This window comes from Pseudomonas syringae CC1557 (genome assembly GCF_000452705.1).
GTDB classification, from domain to species: domain Bacteria; phylum Pseudomonadota; class Gammaproteobacteria; order Pseudomonadales; family Pseudomonadaceae; genus Aquipseudomonas; species Aquipseudomonas syringae_F.
In genome coordinates, this window is sequence record NZ_CP007014.1 from 3,877,639 (window position 1) to 3,900,868 (window position 23,230).

General features: G+C 58.1%; 21 protein-coding genes. 11 read left to right on the forward strand and 10 right to left on the reverse strand.

The window, feature by feature from the left end; all coding sequences use genetic code 11:
- Positions 1 to 2: 2 nt before the first annotated feature.
- Positions 3 to 1,154, forward strand: a complete 1,152-nt coding sequence (locus N018_RS17040; protein ID WP_025390305.1) for an acyl-CoA dehydrogenase family protein — start codon at positions 3 to 5, stop codon at positions 1,152 to 1,154.
- Positions 1,155 to 1,307: 153 nt separating this feature from the next.
- On the opposite strand, the gene N018_RS17045 is transcribed toward N018_RS17040, so the two are convergent.
- Positions 1,308 to 1,868: an NADPH-dependent FMN reductase gene (locus N018_RS17045; protein ID WP_024644934.1), complete on the reverse strand. Its 561-nt coding sequence runs from the start codon at positions 1,866 to 1,868 to the stop codon at positions 1,308 to 1,310.
- 210 nt (positions 1,869 to 2,078) lie between these two features.
- Here N018_RS17045 and N018_RS17050 point away from each other — a divergent pair, with 210 nt between their 5' ends.
- Entirely contained in the window at positions 2,079 to 2,294 is a 216-nt protein-coding gene (locus tag N018_RS17050; protein ID WP_024644935.1) for a hypothetical protein, read from the forward strand.
- Positions 2,295 to 2,327: 33 nt separating this feature from the next.
- On the opposite strand, the gene N018_RS17055 is transcribed toward N018_RS17050, so the two are convergent.
- The 4 genes from N018_RS17055 to N018_RS17070 form a co-directional block, all read right to left on the reverse strand.
- Positions 2,328 to 2,885, reverse strand: a complete 558-nt coding sequence (locus tag N018_RS17055; RefSeq protein WP_024644936.1) for a GNAT family N-acetyltransferase — start codon at positions 2,883 to 2,885, stop codon at positions 2,328 to 2,330.
- Positions 2,886 to 2,899: 14 nt separating this feature from the next.
- A complete protein-coding gene (gene dnaQ / locus N018_RS17060; protein ID WP_025390306.1) occupies positions 2,900 to 3,679 on the reverse strand; it encodes a DNA polymerase III subunit epsilon in 780 nt (259 codons plus the stop codon).
- A gap of 73 nt (positions 3,680 to 3,752) precedes the next feature.
- Complete coding sequence (rnhA, locus tag N018_RS17065) at positions 3,753 to 4,205, reverse strand: ribonuclease HI (RefSeq protein WP_007250330.1); 453 nt, start codon at positions 4,203 to 4,205, stop codon at positions 3,753 to 3,755.
- A 70-nt stretch (positions 4,206 to 4,275) separates the two neighbouring features.
- Positions 4,276 to 5,034, reverse strand: a complete 759-nt coding sequence (locus N018_RS17070) for a methyltransferase domain-containing protein (RefSeq protein WP_024644938.1) — start codon at positions 5,032 to 5,034, stop codon at positions 4,276 to 4,278.
- Positions 5,035 to 5,115: 81 nt separating this feature from the next.
- Between N018_RS17070 and gloB the strand changes: the two genes are divergently transcribed.
- The 8 genes from gloB (at position 5,116) to fabI (ending at position 15,940) form a co-directional block, all read left to right on the forward strand.
- Positions 5,116 to 5,895, forward strand: coding sequence for a hydroxyacylglutathione hydrolase (gene gloB / locus N018_RS17075; RefSeq protein WP_025390307.1), 780 nt, complete (start codon positions 5,116 to 5,118; stop codon positions 5,893 to 5,895).
- 99 nt (positions 5,896 to 5,994) lie between these two features.
- The gene (locus N018_RS17080) at positions 5,995 to 7,599 is read left to right on the forward strand and encodes a LysM peptidoglycan-binding domain-containing protein (RefSeq protein WP_025390308.1); all 1,605 of its coding nucleotides are present in this window, start codon (positions 5,995 to 5,997) and stop codon (positions 7,597 to 7,599) included.
- 137 nt (positions 7,600 to 7,736) lie between these two features.
- Positions 7,737 to 9,566, forward strand: coding sequence for an extracellular solute-binding protein (locus N018_RS17085; RefSeq protein ID WP_025390309.1), 1,830 nt, complete (start codon positions 7,737 to 7,739; stop codon positions 9,564 to 9,566).
- Positions 9,563 to 11,419: an extracellular solute-binding protein gene (locus N018_RS17090; RefSeq protein WP_025390310.1), complete on the forward strand. Its 1,857-nt coding sequence runs from the start codon at positions 9,563 to 9,565 to the stop codon at positions 11,417 to 11,419. The genes N018_RS17085 and N018_RS17090 overlap by 4 nt, the downstream gene beginning before the upstream one ends.
- 1 nt (position 11,420) lies before the next feature.
- Positions 11,421 to 12,494, forward strand: a complete 1,074-nt coding sequence (locus N018_RS17095; RefSeq protein ID WP_024644943.1) for a microcin C ABC transporter permease YejB — start codon at positions 11,421 to 11,423, stop codon at positions 12,492 to 12,494.
- A 1-nt stretch (position 12,495) separates the two neighbouring features.
- Entirely contained in the window at positions 12,496 to 13,515 is a 1,020-nt protein-coding gene (locus N018_RS17100; protein ID WP_024668882.1) for an ABC transporter permease, read from the forward strand.
- A gap of 1 nt (position 13,516) precedes the next feature.
- The gene (locus N018_RS17105) at positions 13,517 to 15,127 is read left to right on the forward strand and encodes an ABC transporter ATP-binding protein (protein ID WP_024644945.1); all 1,611 of its coding nucleotides are present in this window, start codon (positions 13,517 to 13,519) and stop codon (positions 15,125 to 15,127) included.
- A gap of 18 nt (positions 15,128 to 15,145) precedes the next feature.
- Positions 15,146 to 15,940, forward strand: coding sequence for an enoyl-ACP reductase FabI (fabI, locus tag N018_RS17110; RefSeq protein WP_005770759.1), 795 nt, complete (start codon positions 15,146 to 15,148; stop codon positions 15,938 to 15,940).
- A 104-nt stretch (positions 15,941 to 16,044) separates the two neighbouring features.
- On the opposite strand, the gene N018_RS17115 is transcribed toward fabI, so the two are convergent.
- Positions 16,045 to 17,928: a SurA N-terminal domain-containing protein gene (locus N018_RS17115; protein WP_024644946.1), complete on the reverse strand. Its 1,884-nt coding sequence runs from the start codon at positions 17,926 to 17,928 to the stop codon at positions 16,045 to 16,047.
- Between the two features lie 82 nt (positions 17,929 to 18,010).
- Between N018_RS17115 and N018_RS28310 the strand changes: the two genes are divergently transcribed.
- Entirely contained in the window at positions 18,011 to 18,142 is a 132-nt protein-coding gene (locus N018_RS28310) for a hypothetical protein (protein WP_267872185.1), read from the forward strand.
- Here the strand turns inward: N018_RS28310 and N018_RS17120 are convergent.
- The 4 genes from N018_RS17120 to clpP form a co-directional block, all read right to left on the reverse strand.
- Entirely contained in the window at positions 18,135 to 18,407 is a 273-nt protein-coding gene (locus tag N018_RS17120; RefSeq protein WP_002552737.1) for an HU family DNA-binding protein, read from the reverse strand. The two genes, N018_RS28310 and N018_RS17120, sit on opposite strands and share 8 nt — an antisense overlap.
- 146 nt (positions 18,408 to 18,553) lie before the next feature.
- Positions 18,554 to 20,950: an endopeptidase La gene (gene lon, locus N018_RS17125; RefSeq protein ID WP_024644947.1), complete on the reverse strand. Its 2,397-nt coding sequence runs from the start codon at positions 20,948 to 20,950 to the stop codon at positions 18,554 to 18,556.
- 210 nt (positions 20,951 to 21,160) lie between these two features.
- Positions 21,161 to 22,444, reverse strand: a complete 1,284-nt coding sequence (clpX, locus tag N018_RS17130) for an ATP-dependent Clp protease ATP-binding subunit ClpX (RefSeq protein WP_002552735.1) — start codon at positions 22,442 to 22,444, stop codon at positions 21,161 to 21,163.
- A gap of 106 nt (positions 22,445 to 22,550) precedes the next feature.
- Positions 22,551 to 23,192, reverse strand: a complete 642-nt coding sequence (gene clpP, locus N018_RS17135; RefSeq protein ID WP_002552734.1) for an ATP-dependent Clp endopeptidase proteolytic subunit ClpP — start codon at positions 23,190 to 23,192, stop codon at positions 22,551 to 22,553.
- Positions 23,193 to 23,230: the final 38 nt, after the last annotated feature.

A 23,230-nucleotide genomic window follows, 5' to 3' on the forward strand; every position in this document is an offset into this window, starting at 1 on the left:
CCGTGCACGATCTGGAACTGAGTGAAGAGCAGGTAATGATTCGCGACATGGCGCGCGACTTCGCCCGCAACGAAATCGCACCGTATGCCCAGGCTTGGGAAAAGGCCGGCTGGATCGACGACGCACTGGTTGTAAAGCTCGGCGACCTGGGCCTGCTGGGCATGGTGGTCCCGGAGCAATGGGGCGGCACTTACATCGACTACGTTGCCTATGCACTGGCGGTCGAGGAAATCTCCGCCGCCGACGCCGCCACCGGCACGCTGATGAGTGTCCACAGCTCGGTAGGCTGCGGGCCGATCCTCAACTTCGGGACCGACGAGCAGAAACACACCTGGCTGGAAAAACTCGCGAGCGGTCGTGCGATCGGCTGCTTCTGCCTGACAGAACCGCACGCGGGCTCCGAAGCCCATAACCTGAGGACTCGCGCCGAATTGCAGGGCGATGAGTGGGTCATCAATGGTGCCAAGCAGTTCGTCAGCAACGGCAAACGCGCCGAACTGGCCATCGTGTTTGCCGTGACTGACCCGCAACTGGGCAAAAAGGGCCTTTCGGCCTTTCTGGTGCCGACCGAGAACCCCGGTTTCACCGTCGACCGCAGCGAGCACAAAATGGGGATTCGCGCCTCTGACACCTGTGCAGTGACGTTGAATAACTGCCGTATTCCTGCTGCCAATCTATTGGGTGAACGTGGCAAAGGCCTGGCCATCGCCTTGTCGAATCTTGAAGGCGGACGGATCGGGATTGCCGCCCAGGCCCTCGGGATCGCCCGCGCCGCGTTCGAAGCAGCACTGGCGTATGCACGGGAACGGGTGCAATTCGACAAACCGATCATCGAACACCAGAGCATCGCCAACCTGCTGGCGGACATGCACACCCGGATCAACGCCGCTCGCCTGTTGACCCTGCATGCCGCGCGTCTGCGCAGTGCCGGACAACCCTGCCTGTCGGAAGCGTCTCAAGCCAAGCTGTTCGCTTCTGAAATGGCCGAGTGGGTGTGTTCCAAAGCGATCCAGATTCATGGCGGTTATGGCTATCTGGAGGACTACCCGGTCGAACGCTATTACCGCGACGCGCGTATTACCCAGATTTACGAAGGCTCAAGTGAAATCCAGCGCCTGCTGATCGCCCGGGAGCTGCGTCACTATCTGGTGTGAAAAACGCGTGAGATCAGGCCTCACCACCCAACGCGCCCAAGCGCGAAGGCAGCAAGGAAACAGCTCATTGAAAGAAATATCTGCAGCTGCGTTACATAAGGCAATTAATCAATGGCCGCCAACGCGTGGCGGCGGCCGATAATTTCGCTCGGCTCAAGCCTTGGCGTTCTTTTCAACCCAGGCAGCGAAAGCGTCGATGAACGACTGCAGGAAGGGACGGGTTTTCTCGGACAACGCTCCAGCCTCATCGAAAAAGCTCCCGGCACCGCCCAGGTAGGCTTCAGGTTGTTGCAGGCACAGCACATCCAGGAAAACCAGCGACTGACGCAAGTGATGGTTGGCGCCAAAGCCACCGACAGCGCCCGGCGAAGCACTGATCACCGCGCCCGGCTTGCCACTGAAGGCGCTCTTGCCATAAGGACGCGAGCCTACATCGATGGCGTTCTTCAAAGCGCCTGGCACCGAGCGGTTGTATTCCGGGGTTACAAACAACACGCCATCGGCAGCGCCGAGCTGTTCGCGAAAGGTGCTGTACGCAGGTGGCGGCGAAGCGCCGTCGATATCTTCGTTGTACAAAGGCAGGTCGCCGATCTCGACGATGTTCAATTTCAGGCTGGCAGGTGCAAGCTCTGCCAGCGCAAGCGCGATCTTGCGGTTGATGGAATCTTTTCGCAGACTGCCGACCAATACGGCAATGGTATGAACCTGGCTCATGAAAATATCCGTCATCTGATTCAAGGGAAAGTAAGGTATACAACAAAAGCAGGGGTTAGACGCCCCCCGCTCCGTTCAATTCCCGAGTACTATCCAGCCAACCCGATTATTTTTTTCCTTCGGGCAAACTCCCCTATAGATCAGTGGTCTACAAGCCTCGATGGTTTTGTAAACCAGCAGTTATATTCAGTTTCAGAGGTTAGTGAGCAAATGGCTTCAGTTCTCGTCGGACAATTTCATGCCAGAGACGCCGAAGGTCGCGTCTACCCGGTGCATGAGTTCCAGGAATCGCAGCCGGATGAGGCGCAGAATGGGCAACCGGTAATGACCTACAGACTGGCAATCGGCGACCGGGTCAAACATCTGGGCGGAGACAGTTTCGAGCTGGTGCAATCCGGCGTACAGATGACCCGTATTCCGGGATGACAAAACGGTCCCCCTGCCTTCGGCGCGCATGTGTCAGGCTTCGGGAAAGATCAGATACCAGAAGATAGCGGTTTCACGAGTGTGTGGATCAATGCCTCGATAGCGCATATGGTCCACCCCGCCTACCACGTAGCCACAACGCTCATATAAATGACAGGCCGCCAGGTTGTTGTTCTGAGTCTCCAGAACGATACCGGGCAGATTGCGCTTGCGACTCCAGAACTGTGCGACATCGAGCAGCGAACGGGCGACGCCATGGCGACGTGCCGAATCGTCCACGGCCAGTTCGTCAATGTAGGCAAAGCCGCTCCAGTGAGTACTCATGACGATGTGACCGACCGCACGACCATCCAGCCAGGCGACCATGACCGAGCTGGAAGCCGCGTCGCGATGATCGGTGAATTCCTGAGAGTCGATGCCGTAGTTCTTGCGATACGGCTCCACACGTTCGACCGGCCACGAATCGACACTTTCACCGATACGCGCTTGCAAAAACCCGGACACGGTGAAGGTGAAATCACTGTTGAGTATGTAGTCCTCGAAGCATTCGTCTGCGACCCGAATGCTCAAGGCAGGATTAGCCATGTTCATGTCACCGCTCGCCTTCAGGAAGATGCCTGCGCCCCGGCTTCCAGCATCTGAACCCATAGCGCAGGTGCGCCGGAGGCCTTGGCAATGGTGCTCATACGGACTTCATGCTCGGCCAGTTCACTTTCACTGGCACGAATGACGCGGCAAGGCTGACGATCAGCCGGCAAGCGGCGAATTTCACTGCCACGATTGCTGCCGCCCTCGCCCGAACCATTGCCGTCAGACGCATTGCCGGCCAGCGACAGGCTGGTCTGCCCGCCCGTCATGGACAGATATACTTCCGCCAGAATCTCGGAGTCGAGCAACGCGCCGTGCAGTTCACGGCCCGAGTTGTCGACGCCGTAGCGTTTGCACAACGCATCGAGACTGTTGCGCTGTCCAGGATGGCGTTCGCGGGCCATCATCAGCGTGTCGAGAATCGAGCAGTGCCGGGTGATGTCTGCCTTGTCGTGCGCGCCCATCAACGCGAATTCGTTGTTGATGAAACCAACGTCGAACGCCGCGTTATGAATGATCAGCTGAGCGCCCTTGATGAACTCGAAGAATTCATCGGCGACTTCGGCAAACCGGGGTTTGCCGACTAGAAACTCGTTGGTGATACCGTGAACACCGATTGCGCCTTCGTCACTTTCACGGTCGGGTTGCAGATACACGTGAAAATGCCGCCCGGTCAGGCGGCGGCCTATCAACTCGACACAGCCGATCTCGATGATGCGGTGGCCATCGGTGACCGGCATACCGGTGGTCTCGGTATCGAGCACGATGGATCTGTTATCCAGGTTTTGCACTGACATTGACTCTTGCCTCATCTACAGACCGCGATCTTAGCACGCCGCAGCCATTGCAAGCCTTCAACCCCGCCGGGGGTCAGCCGTGTTTGATACCGCGCACTTCGTCGACACCACGGTTGGCCAACTGGTCGGCACGCTCGTTGCCGGGATGGCCGATATGACCGCGCACCCATTGCCATTTGACGGTGTGGCGGCTGACCTGCTCATCCAGCAGTTGCCAGAGGTCGGCATTCTTGACCGGTTCCTTGGCCGCGGTTTTCCAGCCGCGCTTTTTCCAGTTGGGCATCCATTCAGTAATGCCTTTCATGACGTACTGCGAGTCGGTGACCAGCGTGACTTCGCAGGGACGCTTGAGCTCTTCAAGGCCACGAATGGCGCCGGTAAGCTCCATGCGGTTGTTGGTGGTGTTGGCTTCGCCGCCCCACAGTTCTTTCTCGACCCCCTTGCAGACCAGCAGGGCTCCCCAGCCACCGGGGCCAGGGTTACCTTTGCAGGCGCCGTCGGTGAAGAGTTCAACGCTATCGCTCATTACAATCTTTTCCACAATGATGGGCTTCGTTGCAGGGCATGCGCAGCCGTCAGAGCCTCTGCCATATCAATCAGGGCTCCAGTGTAGTGCGACTGACCTTGGCCATCGGCATTGGAATCAGCTTGCCGATCGGGTCGCGGCGCACCTGACGAACAGGCCGCAGACCTACTACCAGCTTGCGCGCCACCAGAAGATAAAAGCCGCCGCCGGGGCTCTGACGCCCGTCGCCGAGGCTTTCGAGGCCTATCAGGCGAGACTGCCATGCCGCTGAAGCAAGGGGCGGACGATAGCATCCGAAGCGCCGTTTCTCCAGCGCGAAGCCCAGCAGGTTCAGCCAGTCGGCGACGCGCGAAGGCGAAATACAGCGGGCCTTGCGCAGCGCATCGCGAGCAAACACGTGCCGCACACCCCAGGTGCTCCAGGGGTTGATCCCGATGATCAGCAAATGCCCGCCGGGGCGCACGCTGCTGGCGGCTTCGCGCAGCAACCCGTGGGGCGACATGCAGAAATCCAGGCCGTGCTGCAATACCACCACATCGGCCGCGTGCTCGCTCAGTGGCCAGGCCTGTTCTTCACAGACAATCTCGACACCCGGCAACGGCGCGCCGAGCCTTACATTGCGTTGCACTTGCGGAGCCACCGGCGGTGATTCTGCCGAAGGTCCGTAATGCACCAGATAGCCACCGAAATAACGCCCGAGTTCTTCCTCGAGAACCCGTCGTTCCTCTTCAAGCAGAAGCTGTCCCAGTGGCCCTGAAAGCCATTCACGGGCTGCCCGGATCAATGCAAGCCACTCAGGATCAGCCTGAGCGAACGCTTCATCGGTCATGAGTTCTCCTCCAGAGGTGCTCGCATGCAGCGGCAACAAACTCTAAGATGCACCATTGTCCGCCGCTATGCGAACTGCGCCATGATACAGATTCACGCCCTCCCCGCTTTCAATGACAACTACATATGGTTGTTACAAGACCTTTCGAGCCATCAGTGTGTTGTGGTCGATCCGGGCGATGCGCAACCAGTGCTGGCATGGCTGGCGCAAAATTCCGAGTATCGACTCACTGATATTCTGATCACCCACCACCACAACGATCACGTCGGTGGCGTGGCAGAGCTCAAACAGCTGACTCAGGCGCGTGTCCTGGGTCCAGCTACGGAAAATATCCCGGCACGCGACGTCGCGCTGGCCGACCATGACCGGTTGACCGTACTCGGGCTGGAGTTCGCAGTGCACGCCGTACCAGGCCATACACTGGGCCACATTGCCTTCTATCATGACGACGCCAGGACGCCGCTGCTGTTCAGTGGCGACACCTTGTTTGCGGCGGGCTGCGGACGCCTGTTCGAAGGCACGCCGCAACAAATGCATGCTTCCCTGCAACGACTGGCCGGGTTGCCGGACAGCACGTCTGTCTATTGCGCGCACGAATACACGCTGAGCAATCTGCGCTTTGCGCAGGCTGTCGAACCGGAAAACCGTGACATTGCCGAACGACTCGCAGAAGTGACCCGGCTGCGTGCCGAAAACCGCATCAGCCTGCCTTCCACGCTGGCTCTGGAAAAACGCACAAACCCGTTCCTGCGTACCCATGAAACATCCGTTAAAGAAAAAGCGGACGAACGGAACGGCGAGCAAAACACCTCGCAAAGTGCGGTCTTTGCTTGCTTGAGGGCCTGGAAAGATAAGTTCTGAAGCGACCATAAAACCGCAATAAAATTCTGAATGGTTGACCGACGGCAGACTGCTTCCTAGAATCGCCCGACATTTTCGTCTGGATGTACCCCCCGAACAATGTCGTCATCTACCAGCAAGCCTTCACATTCGGACGCATTGACTCGGTTGGCTCAGGCCATGGCCGTCACCGCGAGTGCGCTTTTGGTCGGTTGCCAGAGCACCGCCAGCGTCGACTCCGCCAACAGCCACCGCACGCCGAACCTGGCCGCCGGAATCAAGCAAAAACCGATTTTCCTGAGCCACAAACCCACCACCCCGCTGGCCCCGCCGCAGGATGTCTGGGAGCGCATGCGCCAGGGCTTTCAATTACAGCAAGGCAACGATCAAAACCCGCGTATCGATCAACAGCGTCTGTGGTTCGCAAACAACCCGTCCTTTCTGGAAAACGCGGGCGAGCGCGGCAGCCTGTATATGCATTACATCGTAGAGCGCCTTGAAGAACGCAACATGCCGCTGGAGCTGGCCCTGCTTCCGGTGATCGAAAGCGCCTACAACCCGATGGCGGTTTCACGCAGCCAGGCCGTCGGCCTCTGGCAGTTCATCCCGTCTACCGGTCGCTACTTCAACCTGCGCCAAACCAGTTTTTATGACGGGCGCCGCGATATTCAGGCATCGACCGTTGCAGCACTGGATTACCTGACCCGCCTGCATGACATGTTCAACGGTGACTGGTTGCTGGCACTGGCAGCCTATAACGCGGGTGAAGGTACCGTCAGCCGCGCCATCGAGCGCAACGACAAGCTTAACCTGCCGACCGACTACTGGAACCTGCCGCTGCCGCAGGAAACCCGTGACTACGTGCCCAAGCTGTTGGCGCTGTCGCAGGTAGTGCTTTCGCCAGAGGCCTATGGTGTCAACCTCAACCCGATTGCCAATCGGCCTTATTTCGAAGTGGTCGAACTCAACAAGCGTGTCGACCTTTCCAAAGTGGCCAGCGCCGCCGACATCGACGAGGACGAGCTGATCCAGCTCAACCCCGCGTACAACAAGCGCCTGACCATTGATGGCCCCCAGCACCTGCTGGTACCCACTTCCAAGGCGCAACTGCTGACGGCCAGCCTGTCGACCATGAAGCAGGAAGAACTGGTTGCCTGGCAGCCTTACCGGGTGCGCAGAGGTGATACGCTCGAAAGTCTGGCCAGCCGTTATCAGGTTACGGTCAGCTCACTCAAGGGCAACAACAAACTGGCGGGCAATCGCCTGAAAGTCGGTCAGTCACTGAGCATTCCGGTCAGACCGGGGCGGGAAACTTCGCAACCGGTGTTTGAAGCACTGGCCAGCAACGACAAACCGTCACGCACTCGCAGCTACAAGGTCCGCAGTGGCGACAACCTGACCACCATCGCTCAGGCCAACAAGGTCGACGTCGAGGACCTTCAGCGCTGGAACAAGCTGTCCGGCAAAAAGCTCAGCATCGGCCAGACTCTGGTCATGCAGGACCCCGGCAAAGCTGCCGGCAAGGTCAGCAACAAGGCCGTCGCCAGCGCCAGCGCAAAGGACAGCGACAAGAAGTCCATGCAGTACAAGATCCAGAAAGGCGACTCCATGTACCTGGTCGCCAAGCGCTTCAACGTCGAGATGCAACATCTCAAGCGCTGGAATCCACGCAGTGGACAAGCCCTCAAACCCGGTCAGACCCTGACCGTCTACCTGCCGCATTGATGGCGTCGGCCACTTGCCCTCGAATCAGCTCGGGGCGAGCGGCCTGTGCAGTCCTGACGACACCCTTGTCTGTAGCCTTTTTCCTGCAAGGACAAGCTGTTACTGTTAGCGACCCGAAAGCCCAAGTCGCCTGGATCGTGATACGTCCCTTCCTGCTCATCATCAGTCTGGCCTTGAGCTTCTGCGCCAACGCAGCCATAACCGAAAGCCATGGTTATGCGCAGTTTGGCGTCCTCAAGTACCCGGCCAGCTTCACTCATTTCGACTGGGTCAATCCCGAGGCGCCGAAAGGTGGCACCCTGAGAATGATGGCGTTCGGCACATTCGATACGCTCAACCCTTACACGTTCAAAGGCAGCAGCCCGGTTTCGACCGGAAACTTCCTGCAGTACGGCGTCAACGAACTCAACGAACCGCTGATGGTTGGCACCGGCCAGTACGACCCCTCAGGTGATGAACCGACCTCAAGTTACGGGCTGATCGCCCAGTCAGTGGAATACAGCGAAAACCGTAGCTGGGTGGTGTTCAACCTCCGTCCGCAGGCGCGCTTCCATGACGGCAAGCCGATCACGGCCTACGACGTGGCGTTTTCCTACCGCACGCTGCTCAAGGACGGTCACCCGCAATACCGCACAGCCTTGCAGGAAGTGCAGCGCGTCGACATCCTCAATCGGCATCGCATCCGTTTTGTTTTCAAGCGTTCCGGCAATCCGCTGCTGATTTTGCGCCTGGGCGAAATGCCGGTGCTGCCCCAGCATTACTGGAAAGACCGCGACTTCAAGGCCACCACTTTCGAACCGCCACTGGGCAGTGGCCCGTATCGCATTACCCGCGTGCAGCCAGGACGCCAACTGGTGTTCGAGCGCGTCAAGGATTACTGGGGCAAGGATTTGCCGGTCAATCGCGGCAAATACAATTTCGACCGCGTCGAGGTCGAGTTTTACCGCGACAGCGACGTCGCTTTCGAGGCGTTCAAGGCGGGCGAATTCGATATCTACATCGAGCATCAGGCGAAGAACTGGTCGACTGGCTACAATTTTCCGGCGGTCGCCAACGGCCAGGTGATCAAGGCACAAATCCCGCACCGCATACCAACCCAGACACAAGGGCTGTTCATGAACACCCGGCGCGCTGCATTCGCCGATATCCGGGTGCGCGAAGCCATGGGGCTGCTGTTCAACTTCGAATGGACCAACCGCACGCTGTTCAGTGACGCGTATGACCGCTCGACCAGCTATTACCCCAACAGCGAGTTTTCCGCGACCGATCTGCCGACCGGTGCGGAATGGCTGCTGCTGGCGCCTTACCGCGATCAACTGCCAGCCAGCCTGTTCACCCAGCCGTTCGCGCCATCGAAGACCGATGGCGGCGGCATTCCGCGCGAAACCCTGCGCAAGGCCCTCAAGCTGCTGACCGATGCAGGCTGGACGCTCACCGACCACGGCTTGCTCAATACTGACAAGCAGCCGCTGCGTTTCGAGATTCTGCTGGTCAACCCCAACCTTGAACGCATCCTGCAACCCTACATAGAAGACCTGCGACGCATGGGCATCGATGCTGGCGTACGCACGGTCGATCGCGCCCAGTACAAGCAGCGTCTGGACCGTTTCGACTTCGACATGATTCTCATGACCCTGCAGCAAACGCTAAGCCCCGGTCTTGAGCAGTGGCAGTACTTCCATTCCAGCCAGGCCACGATCAACGGCAGCAAGAACTATGCAGGCATTGCCAACCCGGTGGTCGATGCTCTGCTGAACAAATTGCTGGCCGCGCAGACCCGAGATGAGCAGGTCGCCGCTGCACGTGCGCTGGACCGCGTGCTGCTGTCCCAGCATTACAGCATTCCCAACTGGTACCTGAACAATCACCGGCTTGCCTATCGCAACCGATTCGCCATGGTCACTACCCCGCCCTACACACTGGGGCTGCGTGCGTGGTGGCTCAAGACTCTGGAGAAGCCCCGATGAACCGATTGCACTCCCTGCGCGTGCAGGCAGCCGCTCTGTTGCTGGCCAGTCTGGCCTGCGCGGTGCAGGCTGCGCCGCAGCATGCCGTGACGCTGTACGATGAAGCGCCGAAATACCCGGCCGACTTCAAGCATTTCGATTACGTGAACCCGGATGCGCCCAAGGGCGGTACGTTCCGGCAAGCCGGCTTCGGCGGCTTCGACAGCCTCAACCCGTTTATCAATAAAGGCGTGCCGGCGGACGACATTGGCCTGATCTACGACACCCTGGCTCGCGCAAGCCTGGACGAACCCTTCAGTGAGTACGGGCTGGTTGCCGGTAAAATCGAGAAAGCGCCGGATAATAGCTGGGTGCGTTTCTATCTGCGGCCCGAAGCGCGCTTCCATGACGGCCATCCAATCCGCGCCGAAGATGTCGAATTCAGCTTCAATACCCTGATGGAGCATGGCTCGCCCATGTACAAGGGCTACTACGCCGACGTCGATCAGGTCATCGTCGAAGACCCGCTGCGTGTGCTGTTCAAATTCAAGCACAAGGGCAGTCGGGAAATGCCGCTGATCCTTGGCCAGTTGCCGGTCCTGCCCAAGCATTTCTGGGCAGATCGTGATTTCAGCAAGGGCAATCTGGAATTTCCGCTGGGCAGCGGCCCGTACAAAGTGGCCGATGTGAAAGCGGGCCGCTCGGTGCGCTATGAGCGGGTCGAGGACTACTGGGCCAAGGACTTGCCCATCAACAAGGGTTTCTACAACTTTGATGTCCTGACCACTGACTATTACCGCGACAACACGGTTGCGCTGGAAGCAGGCAAAGCCGGCCAGTTCGATTACTGGGTGGAAACCAGCGCCAAGAACTGGGCAACGGCTTACGATACGCCCGCTATCAGAGACGGCCGGTTGATCAAGGAGGAACTGCCCAACGGCAATCCTACCGGCATGCAGGGTTTCGTTTTCAACTTGCGCAAACCGGTATTTCAGGACGTCCGGGTGCGCGAAGCACTGACCTTGCTGCTGGACTTCGAGTGGACCAACAAGCAGCTGTTCAATGGTGCCTACAGCCGCACCAAGAGTTATTTCGACAATTCGGAAATGGCCTCCAGCGGCTTGCCTTCCGCCGAGGAGCTGAAAGTTCTTGAGCCGTTGCGCGGCAAGATTCCGGACCGGGTGTTCACCGAACCCTTCCAGTTGCCGGTCACCGACGGCAGCGGAATGATCCGTCCGCAGCAGCGCCGCGCCTTCCAGCTGTTGCAGGAAGCAGGCTGGAAAGTCGTCAACGACAAGATGGTCGATGCTCAAGGCAACCCGGTGAAGCTGGAGTTCCTGATCGCCCAGACCGAGTTCGAGCGCATTCTGCTGCCCTACAAGCGCAACCTGAGCGATCTGGGTATCGAGCTGGTGATTCGCCGGGCGGACGTTTCGCAATACATCAACCGCCTGCGGTCGCGGGACTACGACATGATCGTCACTGGGTATCCGCAGTCCAGCTCGCCCGGCAACGAGCAGCGTGTGTACTTCGACTCATCCAGCGCCGATAACCCGGGCAGCCGCAACTTCATGGGCCTCAAGGATCCAGCGGTGGACACGCTGGTCAACGGCCTGATCAATGCCGACTCCCGGGCCAGCCTGATCACCTACACCAAAGCGCTTGATCGGGTATTGCTGTGGGGTTTCTATGTGGTTCCCAACTGGCACATCAAGACCTGGCGGGTGGCTTACTGGAACCACATAGACCATCCGAAAGCCAAAGCGCTGTCCGATATAGGCCTGACGACCTGGTGGGCGAAGCCGGACGTCAAGCCGGTGACGGTGACTCCATCAGACTCTGATCAGGCCAAGCCTGCGAACGCGGAGCAATAACATGCTGGCCTATATCCTGCGACGGCTGCTGCTGATCATTCCGACCCTGCTCGGCATCCTTGTCATCAACTTCATCATCATCCAGGCGGCCCCCGGCGGCCCGGTGGAGCAGATGATCGCCAAGATCGAAGGCTTCGACGGTGCTACCAGCCGGATTGCCGGTGGCGGTGCAGAGGTCTCAGTGGCGGGCTCCAACTACCGTGGCGCGCAAGGGCTCGACCCGGCGCTGATCAAGGAAATCGAGCGCATGTACGGTTTCGACAAGTCGGCACCGGAACGTCTGTGGATCATGATCAAGAACTACGCCACGCTGGACTTCGGCGATAGCTTCTTTCGCGATGCCAAGGTCATTGACCTGATTGTCGAGAAGATGCCGGTGTCCATTTCCCTCGGGTTATGGAGCACGCTGATCATGTACCTGGTATCAATCCCGCTGGGCATCGCCAAGGCTACCCGTCACGGCAGCCAGTTCGACGTCTGGACCAGCTCGGCGATCATCGTCGGCTATGCGATCCCGGCCTTCCTGTTCGCCATCCTGTTGATCGTGGTATTTGCCGGTGGCAGCTATTTCAACTGGTTCCCGCTGCGCGGCCTGACGTCCAACAACTATGACGAGTTGAGCACGCTGGGCAAGGTCTTTGATTACTTCTGGCACCTGGTGCTGCCGGTGACTGCGCTGGTGATCGGCAACTTTGCCACCATGACCCTGCTGACCAAGAACAGCTTTCTCGATGAAATCAGCAAGCAGTATGTGACGACCGCCAAGGCCAAGGGCCTGAGCAACCACAAGGTGTTGTACGGCCATGTTTTCCGCAACGCCATGCTGCTGGTGATCGCCGGTTTCCCGTCGGCCTTCATCGGCATCTTCTTCACCGGCTCGCTGCTGGTGGAGGTGATCTTCTCGCTGGATGGCCTGGGCCTGATGAGCTTCGAAGCCGCTATCAACCGCGACTATCCGGTGGTGTTCGGCACGCTGTTCATCTTCACCCTGCTCGGGCTGGTGGTGAAGCTGATCGGCGACATCACCTACACCCTGGTTGACCCGCGCATCGACTTTGAAAGCAGGAAGCATTGATATGAAGCTATCCCCTCTCAATCGCCGCCGCTTCGAACGCTTCAAGGCCAACCGACGTGGCTGGTGGTCATTGTGGCTGTTCCTCATCCTGTTCGGTCTCAGCCTGGGCGCCGAGTTGATCGCCAACGACAAACCGCTCGCCGTGCGCTACGACGGCAGCTGGTACTTCCCGGTGCTCGAGCGTTACCCGGAAACCACCTTTGGTGGCGAATTCCCGCTGGAAGCCAATTACAAAAGCCCTTACATCAAGGAACTGCTCGCGGCGAAAGATGGCTGGACCTTGTGGGCACCGATTCCGTTCAGCTACCAGAGCATCAATTACGACCTGAAAGTCCCAGCGCCTGCCCCGCCGTCGCGAGACAATTTGCTGGGCACTGACGATCAGGGCCGTGATGTGTTGGCGCGGGTCATCTACGGCTTCAGGATTTCCGTGCTGTTCGCCCTGACCCTGACCATTCTCAGCTCGATCATCGGCGTGATCGCCGGCGCCTTGCAGGGGTTTTACGGCGGTTGGGTGGACTTGCTGGGCCAGCGCTTTCTGGAAGTCTGGTCCGGCCTGCCGGTGCTCTATCTGTTGATCATTCTGGCCAGTTTCGTGCAGCCCAATTTCTGGTGGCTACTGGGTATCATGCTGCTGTTTTCCTGGATGAGCCTGGTCGACGTGGTGCGCGCCGAGTTCCTGCGCGGCCGCAACCTGGAGTACGTACGCGCAGCACGGGCACTGGGCATGGAAAATGGCGCGATCATGTTCCGCCACATTCTGCCCAACGCGATGGTCTCGACCATGACTTTTCTGCCGTTCATTCTGACCGGCGCCATCGGCACGCTGACCGCCCTGGACTTCCTCGGCTTCGGCCTGCCGGCAGGCTCGCCCTCACTGGGCGAACTGGTGGCGCAGGGCAAATCCAATCTGCAAGCGCCGTGGCTGGGCATCAGTGCCTTTGCGGTGCTGGCCATCATGCTGAGTCTGCTGGTGTTCATCGGCGAATCTGCCCGCGATGCATTCGACCCGAGGAAATAAGATGAACAATGACAATCTGATCGAAATCCGCGATCTGGCGGTCGAGTTCGTGACGGGCGAATCGCGGCAGCGCGTGGTCGAGAACATCAGCTTCGACATTCGCCGCGGCGAGACCCTGGCGCTGGTCGGTGAAAGCGGTTCGGGCAAATCCGTCACGGCGCATTCGATCCTGCGCCTGCTGCCCTACCCGATCGCCAGCCACCCGAGCGGCACCATCCGCTATGCGGGCGAAGACCTGCTGAAAGTCGAAGAGAAAAAACTGCGCTCGATCCGTGGCAACCGTATTGCCATGATCTTTCAGGAGCCGATGACCTCCCTGAACCCGCTGCACTCGGTGGAAAAACAGATCAACGAAGTGTTGGGCTTGCATAAAGGCCTGACCGGCAAGGCGGCCACTGAGCGCACGCTGGAGCTTCTCGAGCTGGTCGGCATCCCAGAGCCACGCAAACGACTCAAAGCCCTGCCACACGAGCTGTCAGGCGGCCAGCGTCAGCGTGTAATGATCGCCATGGCCCTGGCCAACGAACCCGAGCTGTTGATCGCCGATGAACCGACCACCGCGCTGGACGTTACAGTCCAGCTGAAGATCCTGGAACTGCTCAAGCACTTGCAGGCGCGTCTGGGCATGGCACTGCTGCTGATCAGCCACGACTTGAACGTGGTCAGGCAAATAGCCAACCGCGTATGTGTCATGCAGCGCGGTTGCATCGTCGAACAGGCATCGTGCGAAGAATTGTTCCGTTCGCCGCAGCATCCGTACACCAAAGTTCTGCTCAGCGCAGAGCCCAGCGGTGGTCCTTCGACCAACCCGGCCGGTGCTCCGCTGCTTGAAGTCGAGGACCTGAAAGTCTGGTTCCCGATCAAGAAAGGCCTGCTCAAGCGCACCGTCGATCACGTCAAGGCAGTCGACGGTATTCGCTTCAGCCTGCCTCAGGGCCAGACGCTGGGTATCGTGGGTGAAAGCGGCTCGGGCAAATCAACTCTGGGGCTGGCGATTCTCAGACTGATCGGCAGCCAGGGCACCATACGTTTCAAGGGCAACGCGTTAAACTCTCTGTCGCAACCGCAGATTCGTCCGTTGCGCAGGCAGATGCAGGTCGTTTTCCAGGACCCGTTCGGCAGCTTGAGTCCGCGTATGTCAGTGGGTGAAATCGTCGGTGAAGGCCTGCGCATCCACGACATGGGTACAGCTGCCGAGCAACAGACTGCGATTATCGAAGCGCTCAGGGAAGTAGGCCTGGACCCGGATACCCGGCACCGCTACCCCCATGAGTTCTCCGGTGGTCAACGTCAGCGGATCGCCATTGCCCGGGCACTGGTGTTGAAGCCGGAGCTGATACTGTTGGACGAGCCCACTTCGGCGCTCGACCGCACAGTGCAGCGCCAGGTAGTCGAGCTGCTTCGCTCGCTGCAAACCAAGTACAACCTGACGTATTTGTTCATCAGCCATGACCTGGCTGTCGTCAAAGCGCTGAGCCACCAGTTGATGGTGGTCAAGCAAGGCCAAGTGGTCGAACAGGGTGCAGCGCAGGAAATCTTCGCCGCACCGCAACATCCTTATACACAGCAGCTGCTGGAGGCCGCCTTTTTGGCGCCGGTAGCTGTCGATTAACCTGAAGAGGAACAACACATGGGTTTTCTCGCCGGTAAGCGCGTCCTGATCGTCGGTGTCGCCAGTAAACTGTCCATCGCATCCGGTATCGCCGCCGCCATGCATCGTGAAGGTGCAGAGCTTGCTTTCACCTATCAAAACGACAAACTCAAGGGTCGCGTCGAAGAGTTCGCCGCAGGCTGGGGTTCAGGCCCTGAGCTGTGCTTCCCTTGCGATGTGGCCAGCGACGAAGAGATCAACAAGGTCTTTGAAGAGCTGAGCAAGAAATGGGACGGCCTGGACGTGATCGTTCACTCGGTTGGCTTCGCCCCGGGCGACCAGCTTGATGGTGACTTCACCAACGCCACCACCCGCGAAGGCTTCCGCATTGCTCACGACATCAGCGCCTACAGCTTCGTGGCACTGGCCAAAGCCGGTCGCGAAATGATGAAAGGCCGCAATGGTAGCCTGCTGACCCTGTCGTATCTGGGCGCAGAGCGCACCATGCCGAACTACAACGTCATGGGCATGGCCAAGGCCAGCCTGGAAGCCGGCGTTCGTTACCTGGCCGGCAGCCTCGGTCCAGAAGGCACGCGCGTCAACGCGGTGTCGGCGGGTCCGATCCGCACCCTGGCAGCTTCGGGTATCAAAAACTTCCGCAAGATGCTGGCTGCCAACGAAGCGCAGACCCCTCTGCGCCGCAACGTCACCATCGACGAAGTCGGCAATGCCGGCGCGTTCCTGTGCTCGGACCTGGCGTCGGGCATCAGCGGTGAAATCATGTACGTCGACGGCGGTTTCAACACCACCGCGATGGGCAGCATGGACGAGTAAGACGGCAGGCGCCGCCCCAAAGGGGCGGCACTTTCTGCAGTCATTTTTCTGCGATAAAAAAAGGCCGCTCAATGAGCGGCCTTCTTTTTGGGCGGGTTTCGAGCTTAGAACTTCTCGATCTTCGCCTTGCTTTCAAGCTGTGCACGGTACGCCGCGAAATCCTGCTGCCCCTCACGCGAGGAGAGGAAGCGACGATACTGTGCCTTCTCGGCATCAGTCGGCGCAGCCGCCTGATTCACGCCATTGAGACGGACAATCACGAAGCTGCCATCCGATGCAGTAATGCTGGCGAATTCCGGCTTGTCCTTGCCGACAGGCTTGGGCATGCGGAACAGCGTCTGCAGCACCTGAGGGTCAACCCCTTCCTGGCTGCGTGTCACCGCTTCCATCACTTTCCAGTCACGACCTTCCTGCTTGGCAGCCAGTGGAATCTTGCCGTCGCGCAGACCTGCCAGCAGTGCTTCGCCCTTGGCCTTGGCAGCCGCCGAAGCATGCTCCTTGACCAGTTGGGCGCGAATCGAGCCGGCAACGCTTTCAAGTGGTAGCTGTTGCGGTTGCAGATGCTCTTTGGAGCGCACCACGACTACAGTCTCCGGATCCAGCTCCAGCGTGTTGCTGTTGGAGCCTTCTTCCAGCACTTCCGGGCTGAATGCCGCCTGGATGACCGCACGGTTGGCAGTCAGACCTTCGCCGCCCTCACGGCCGAATGGCGCAGTGGTCTGAACCTTCAGACCCAGATCCTGAGCCGGCTGAGTCAGGTCGGACGACTCAAAAGCTGAATCTTCCAGTTGCTTGGTCACTTCGACAAACTTCTGCTCGACCTGCTGCGACTTGAGATCAGTGGTCAGCTTGTCCTTGAGGCTGGCGAAAGTCGGCACCGAAGGCGCTTCAACGCCCAACAGCTTGATCAGGTGCCAGCCGAAGTCGGTACGTACCGGCTGCGAAACCTGGTCCTTGTTCAACGCATACAGCGCGTCTTCAAAAGCCGGATCATAAACGCCCTTGCCTGCGTAGCCCAGGTCACCGCCCTTGTTCGACGAGCCAGGGTCCTGCGAATATTCCTTGGCCAGCGCAGCAAAACTCTCACCCTTGGCCAGACGCTGTTGAATTTCTTCAATCTTCGCCTTGGCCTGCTCATCGTTCAGCTTGTCGTTCACTTCGATCAGAATGTGCGCTGCACGACGCTGTTCGGAGAGATTGGCGATTTCTTTCTGATACGCCGCCTGCAAGTCCTCGTCCTTGACTTGAACCTTGTCGAAGAAAGACGATTTCTTCAACTCGATGTAATCAAGCACGACCTGCTCAGGGCTCATGAACTCCTTGGCATGCTGGTCGTAGTGGGCCTTGACTTCATCGTCAGTCACTTTGACCGCCGACGGATCGGCTGGCAGGGTCAGCGAAGCGAAATCACGCGTCTGCTTTTCCAGACGGGCAAAGGCTTCAACCTGTGCATCGGTGACGAAGGCACTGCCCGCAACCCCGGCACGTACCTGACCAATGAGCATTTCCTGACCCAGCATCTGGCGGAACTGCAGACGGCTGTAACCGAGCTGACGAATCACCTGATCGAAACGGTCAGCACTGAATTTGCCATCGACCTGGAACTCAGGCGTCTGCAACAGCTGCTGATCCAGCGCTGCCTCGGAAAACGAGAATTTGGCGTCGGCTGCACCCTGCAGCAGCAGCTTGCGATCGATCAAGCCTTTGAGGGCCGAATCACGCAACAGCTTTTCATCGAGCATGGCAGGATCGAAATCCTTGCCCAATTGCTGCGAGAGCTGCTGAGCCAACTGACGACGCTGCATGTCGACAGCCTGACTCAACTCATTCTGAGAAATGTCCTCGCCGTTGACTTCAGCTGCGTTCTGCTTGTTGCTGGTAGCGGTAAACAACGCCTCGATGCCAGTGAAGGCCATCAATGCAATGATGATTCCGATAATTGTCTTGGCAATCCAGCCTTGTGAATTGTCCCTGATGTTCTGCAGCATTTGCGTCCCCCAAAACGGTGGTACTGACTAACCAACCGCGGAGCGTGGGTAGAAAGCGGATAGAAGAAAGGCGCATCCGAGGATGCGCCTTCTCGTAACTTACGAAGCGGGAGGGCTCGAACCCTTCGGTGTTGCAACCGAATGCACCACCGCTCCGCTACTGGATCAGACCTGGTCCGACCCAGCGGGCAAAGGCATCGAGAGGCTTAGTTGACAGCTTCTTTGAGGGCTTTACCGGCTTTGAAACCTGGTTTTTTAGCAGCAGCGATTTCCAGCGTCTTACCGGTCTGAGGATTACGACCGATGCGAGCAGGACGATCAGTCACGGAGAACGTACCAAAGCCAACCAAAACAACCGAGTCGCCAGCCTTCAGAGCGCCAGTGACGGATTCGATCACTGCGTCCAGCGCACGGCCAGCAGCAGCTTTCGGGATATCAGCAGATGCAGCGATAGCATCAATCAGTTCCGACTTGTTCACTCTAAGTCCCCTTATCTCTATTTTGAGTACGTTTCTAAGTTTTAGGTGTTAAGCAAAACGAGCGCAGGAAGGCTTGCTGGTGCTTGCTTTAAAGAGCCGCTTTATAACAAGGGCTCTAAAAAGCTGTCAAGGAAGCCTGTCCAGTCTTAATGCGTGCTAATTCTGTCCTTGGAATCAGTCTCGCGTTTTTCTTCCTTTGCGACCAGATCGGTAGCTGTATCCGGCAACGGCTCCGGCGCGTATTGCAGCGCAATTTGCAGGACTTCGTCAATCCATTTAACGGGCTTGATCTGCAGATCCTGTTTGATGTTGTCAGGAATCTCCTTCAAATCACGCACATTTTCTTCCGGAATGATCACTGTCTTGATGCCACCGCGATGCGCCGCGAGCAGTTTTTCCTTCAAACCACCAATCGCCAGCACTTGTCCGCGCAGGGTAATTTCACCGGTCATTGCCACATCCGCACGCACTGGAATCTGTGTGAGTGCCGATACAAGCGCAGTACACATGCCGACGCCTGCGCTTGGACCATCCTTCGGAGTTGCCCCTTCAGGCATGTGAATATGCGTGTCGTGCTTCTCGTGGAAATCCGCTGGAATGCCCAGACTACGGGCCCTGCTACGCACCACTGTCTGTGCTGCGGTGATGGATTCGACCATCACATCGCCCAGCGATCCGGTCTTGATCAATTGCCCTTTACCCGGCACAACAGCGGCTTCGATGGTCAGCAACTCACCGCCCACCTGAGTCCACGCCAGCCCGGTTACCTGACCGATCTGATCCTGCTGCTCGGCAAGGCCGTAGCGGAATTTACGCACACCCAGGAAGTGCTCAAGCATCTCCGCCGTGACATGCACGGAGAAACGTTTTTCCATGGTGTGTTCTTTGACTGCCTTGCGGCAGACCTTGGCAATCTGCCGCTCCAGCCCGCGTACACCCGCTTCACGGGTGTAATAACGGATGATGTCGCGGATCGCTTCCTCATCAAACTGAATCTCGCCTTTCTTCAGGCCGTTGGCCTGAATCTGCTTGGGCGAGAGGTACTTGACGGCGATGTTGATCTTTTCGTCTTCGGTGTAACCCGGCAAGCGAATGACTTCCATCCGGTCCAGCAACGCTGGCGGGATGTTCATCGAGTTCGAGGTGCAGAGAAACATCACGTCCGAGAGGTCGTAGTCGACTTCCAGGTAGTGATCGTTGAAATTGTGGTTCTGCTCTGGATCAAGCACCTCAAGCAGCGCCGAAGCAGGATCGCCACGCATGTCGCTGCCCATCTTGTCGATTTCATCGAGCAGGAACAGCGGGTTGCGAACGCCCACCTTTGTCATCTTTTGAATCAATCTTCCTGGCATCGAACCGATGTAAGTCCGGCGATGCCCCCGAATCTCGGCTTCGTCGCGTACGCCACCGAGGGCCATACGGACAAATTTGCGATTGGTCGCACTGGCAATCGACTCTGCCAGTGAGGTTTTACCCACACCAGGCGGCCCGACCAGGCACAGCACAGGACCGCGAATTTTCTTCACGCGTTTCTGCACGGCGAGGTACTCGAGGATACGTTCCTTGACCTCATCAAGACCGTAATGGTCAGCGTCAAGAATCGCCTCGGCACGCGCAAGGTCCAGACGCACCTTGCTCTGCGCCTTCCACGGCACCTGAACCAGCCAGTCAATGTAGGTGCGCACCACAGTCGCTTCTGCAGACATCGGCGACATCTGCTTGAGCTTGTTCAGCTCGGCAGTGGCCTTGGTCAGCGCGTCTTTCGGCAGCCCGGCCGCATCGATGCGCTTTTTCAGCTCTTCGATTTCGTTGTGGCCTTCGTCACCGTCGCCCAGTTCTTTCTGAATAGCCTTCATCTGCTCATTCAGGTAGTACTCGCGCTGACTACGTTCCATTTGCTTTTTGACGCGACCGCGAATGCGTTTTTCGACCTGCAACAGATCGATTTCAGCGTCCAGCAGGGCCAGCACGTGCTCGACACGGGCAGAGAGGTCGATAATCTCGAGTATTTCCTGCTTCTGCTCGATCTTGAGCGCCATATGCGCTGCCATGGTGTCTACCAGGCGACCAGGCTCATCGATGCTGTTAAGCGACGACAGGACTTCTGCAGGGACCTTCTTGCCCAGCTGCACGTACTGCTCGAATTGAGCCAGCAGGCTGCGTACAAAGACTTCGGATTCGCGATCCGGCGCGTCGACTTCTTCGATCAACGCTACATCGGCACGGTAATGACCATCACCCTCGATGAAGCGCTCAACCGAACCGCGCTGCTCACCCTCGACCAGCACCTTGACGGTGCCATCGGGCAGCTTGAGCAACTGCAGGACAGTCGCAATTGTTCCTACGCTGTACAACGCCTTTTCGTCAGGATCGTCGTCAGCCGGGTTTCTTTGCGCAAGCAGCAGGATCTGCTTGTCGCCTGTCATCGCCGCTTCAAGGGCTTCGATAGACTTCTCGCGCCCCACAAACAGCGGGATAACCATGTGCGGATAAACCACGACATCACGCAATGGCAAAAGAGGCAATTCAATAGTGGTCTTCATGATTTCGCCTCTACAGCGGCCAAACGGCCGGGACAGATGGAATTAGCTTGAAGCAAAGATGGGGGTAGTGTTCCAAAAAAACAAGCTCTAGTGAAACGCCCCGCCAAGATCGGATTCTTCATACAAGACGAATGAACAGCCTGAAAATGCAAAAGGGGACCTAAACGGCCCCCTTTCGTGTCACTTCACACGCAAACACACAACCGTGGCTTACGCGTCAGGAGCAACCTTGGCAGGCGGCTCGCTGTTTTCGTAGATCAGCAACGGCTTGGACGTACCATCAATAACGCTCTCATCGATCACCACCTTGCTCACATCGCTTTGCGACGGGATCTCGTACATGGTGTCGAGTAGCACGCCTTCGAGAATCGAACGCAGACCACGGGCACCGGTCTTGCGCTCCAGCGCACGACGGGCAACCGATTTCAGCGCGTCGGTGCGGAACTCGAGGTCCACGCCTTCCATCTCGAACAGCTTGGCATACTGCTTGGTCAGCGCGTTTTTAGGCTCGGTAAGGATCTGGATCAGAGCAGCCTCATCCAGTTCGTCGAGCGTTGCGAGCACCGGCAGACGGCCCACGAATTCCGGGATCAGACCGAACTTGACCAGATCGTCAGGTTCGACTTCACGCAGGGACTCGCCCACCTTCTTGCCCTCCTCCTTGCTACGTACTTCGGCGTTGAAGCCGATGCCGCCACGGGTAGAACGGTTCTGAATGACCTTTTCCAGGCCCGAGAAGGCGCCACCGCAGATAAAGAGGATGTTACGCGTGTCCACCTGCAGGAACTCCTGCTGTGGATGCTTGCGCCCGCCCTGAGGCGGAACGGAAGCCACGGTGCCCTCGATCAGTTTCAGCAAGGCTTGTTGCACGCCTTCGCCGGACACGTCACGAGTGATCGAAGGGTTGTCGGATTTGCGCGAAATCTTGTCGATTTCATCGATGTAGACAATACCCATCTGGGCCTTCTCGACATCGTAATCACATTTCTGCAACAGCTTCTGGATAATGTTTTCGACGTCCTCACCCACGTAACCGGCTTCGGTCAGGGTGGTGGCGTCAGCAATGGTGAACGGGACATTGAGCAGACGAGCCAGCGTTTCGGCCAGCAGCGTCTTGCCGGAACCCGTCGGGCCGATGAGCAGGATGTTGCTCTTGCCCAGCTCGACATCGTCGTTTTTCTTGTCACGTTGGTTCAGGCGCTTGTAGTGGTTGTACACCGCTACCGCGAGAACCTTTTTGGCACGTTCCTGACCGATGACGTACTGGTCAAGGATGCCGCTGATTTCTTTAGGCGAAGGCAATTTATGCGCGCTGCTTTCTGCCTGAGCTTCCTGCACCTCCTCGCGGATGATGTCATTGCACAGGTCGACGCACTCGTCGCAGATAAAGACCGAGGGGCCGGCAATCAATTTGCGCACTTCATGCTGGCTTTTGCCACAGAAGGAGCAATAGAGCAATTTGCCGTTGTCCTCGCCGTTGCGGGTGTCAGTCATTCGATCGATCCAATCCGGTAGGCTTGCAACACAAGATGAAGGCTATTGCGGGCTTTTTCAAGTCCGCAGGCGGTCGGTTGTGCCGACCCCCTACATTTTGAGCCGCTTAAGCAGGCATTTGACGCTTGTTGATCACGGAGTCGATCAGGCCGTATTCAGCCGCACGCTCTGCGCTCATGAAGTTGTCACGCTCGGTGTCACGCTCGATGGTTTCGAGGCTCTGGCCGGTGTGATGCGCCAGCAACGAGTTCAGACGGTGACGGATGTGCAGGATTTCCTTGGCATGGATGTCGATGTCCGACGCCTGCCCCTGGAAACCGCCCAGCGGCTGGTGAATCATCATCCGCGAGTTGGGCAGACAATGACGCTTGCCTTCTGCACCACCTGCCAGCAGGAATGCACCCATGCTGCACGCCTGACCGATACAGATGGTCGAAACGTCGGGCTTGATGAACTGCATGGTGTCGTAGATCGACATGCCTGCAGTCACCGAACCACCCGGTGAGTTGATGTAAAGATGGATATCCTTGTCCGGGTTTTCCGCTTCAAGGAAAAGCAGTTGCGCCGCGATAAGGTTGGCCATGTAGTCCTCTACCGGACCAACCATAAAGATGACTCGCTCCTTGAGAAGGCGCGAATAGATGTCATAGGCGCGTTCGCCACGGGCGGACTGCTCGATAACCATCGGGACCAGGCCGCCAGCGGCCTGGATGTCAGAGTTCTGCTGAATATAAGAATTGCGGGACATGTCCTGCATTCACTCCCAAATAGTCGAGTCTTGAATAC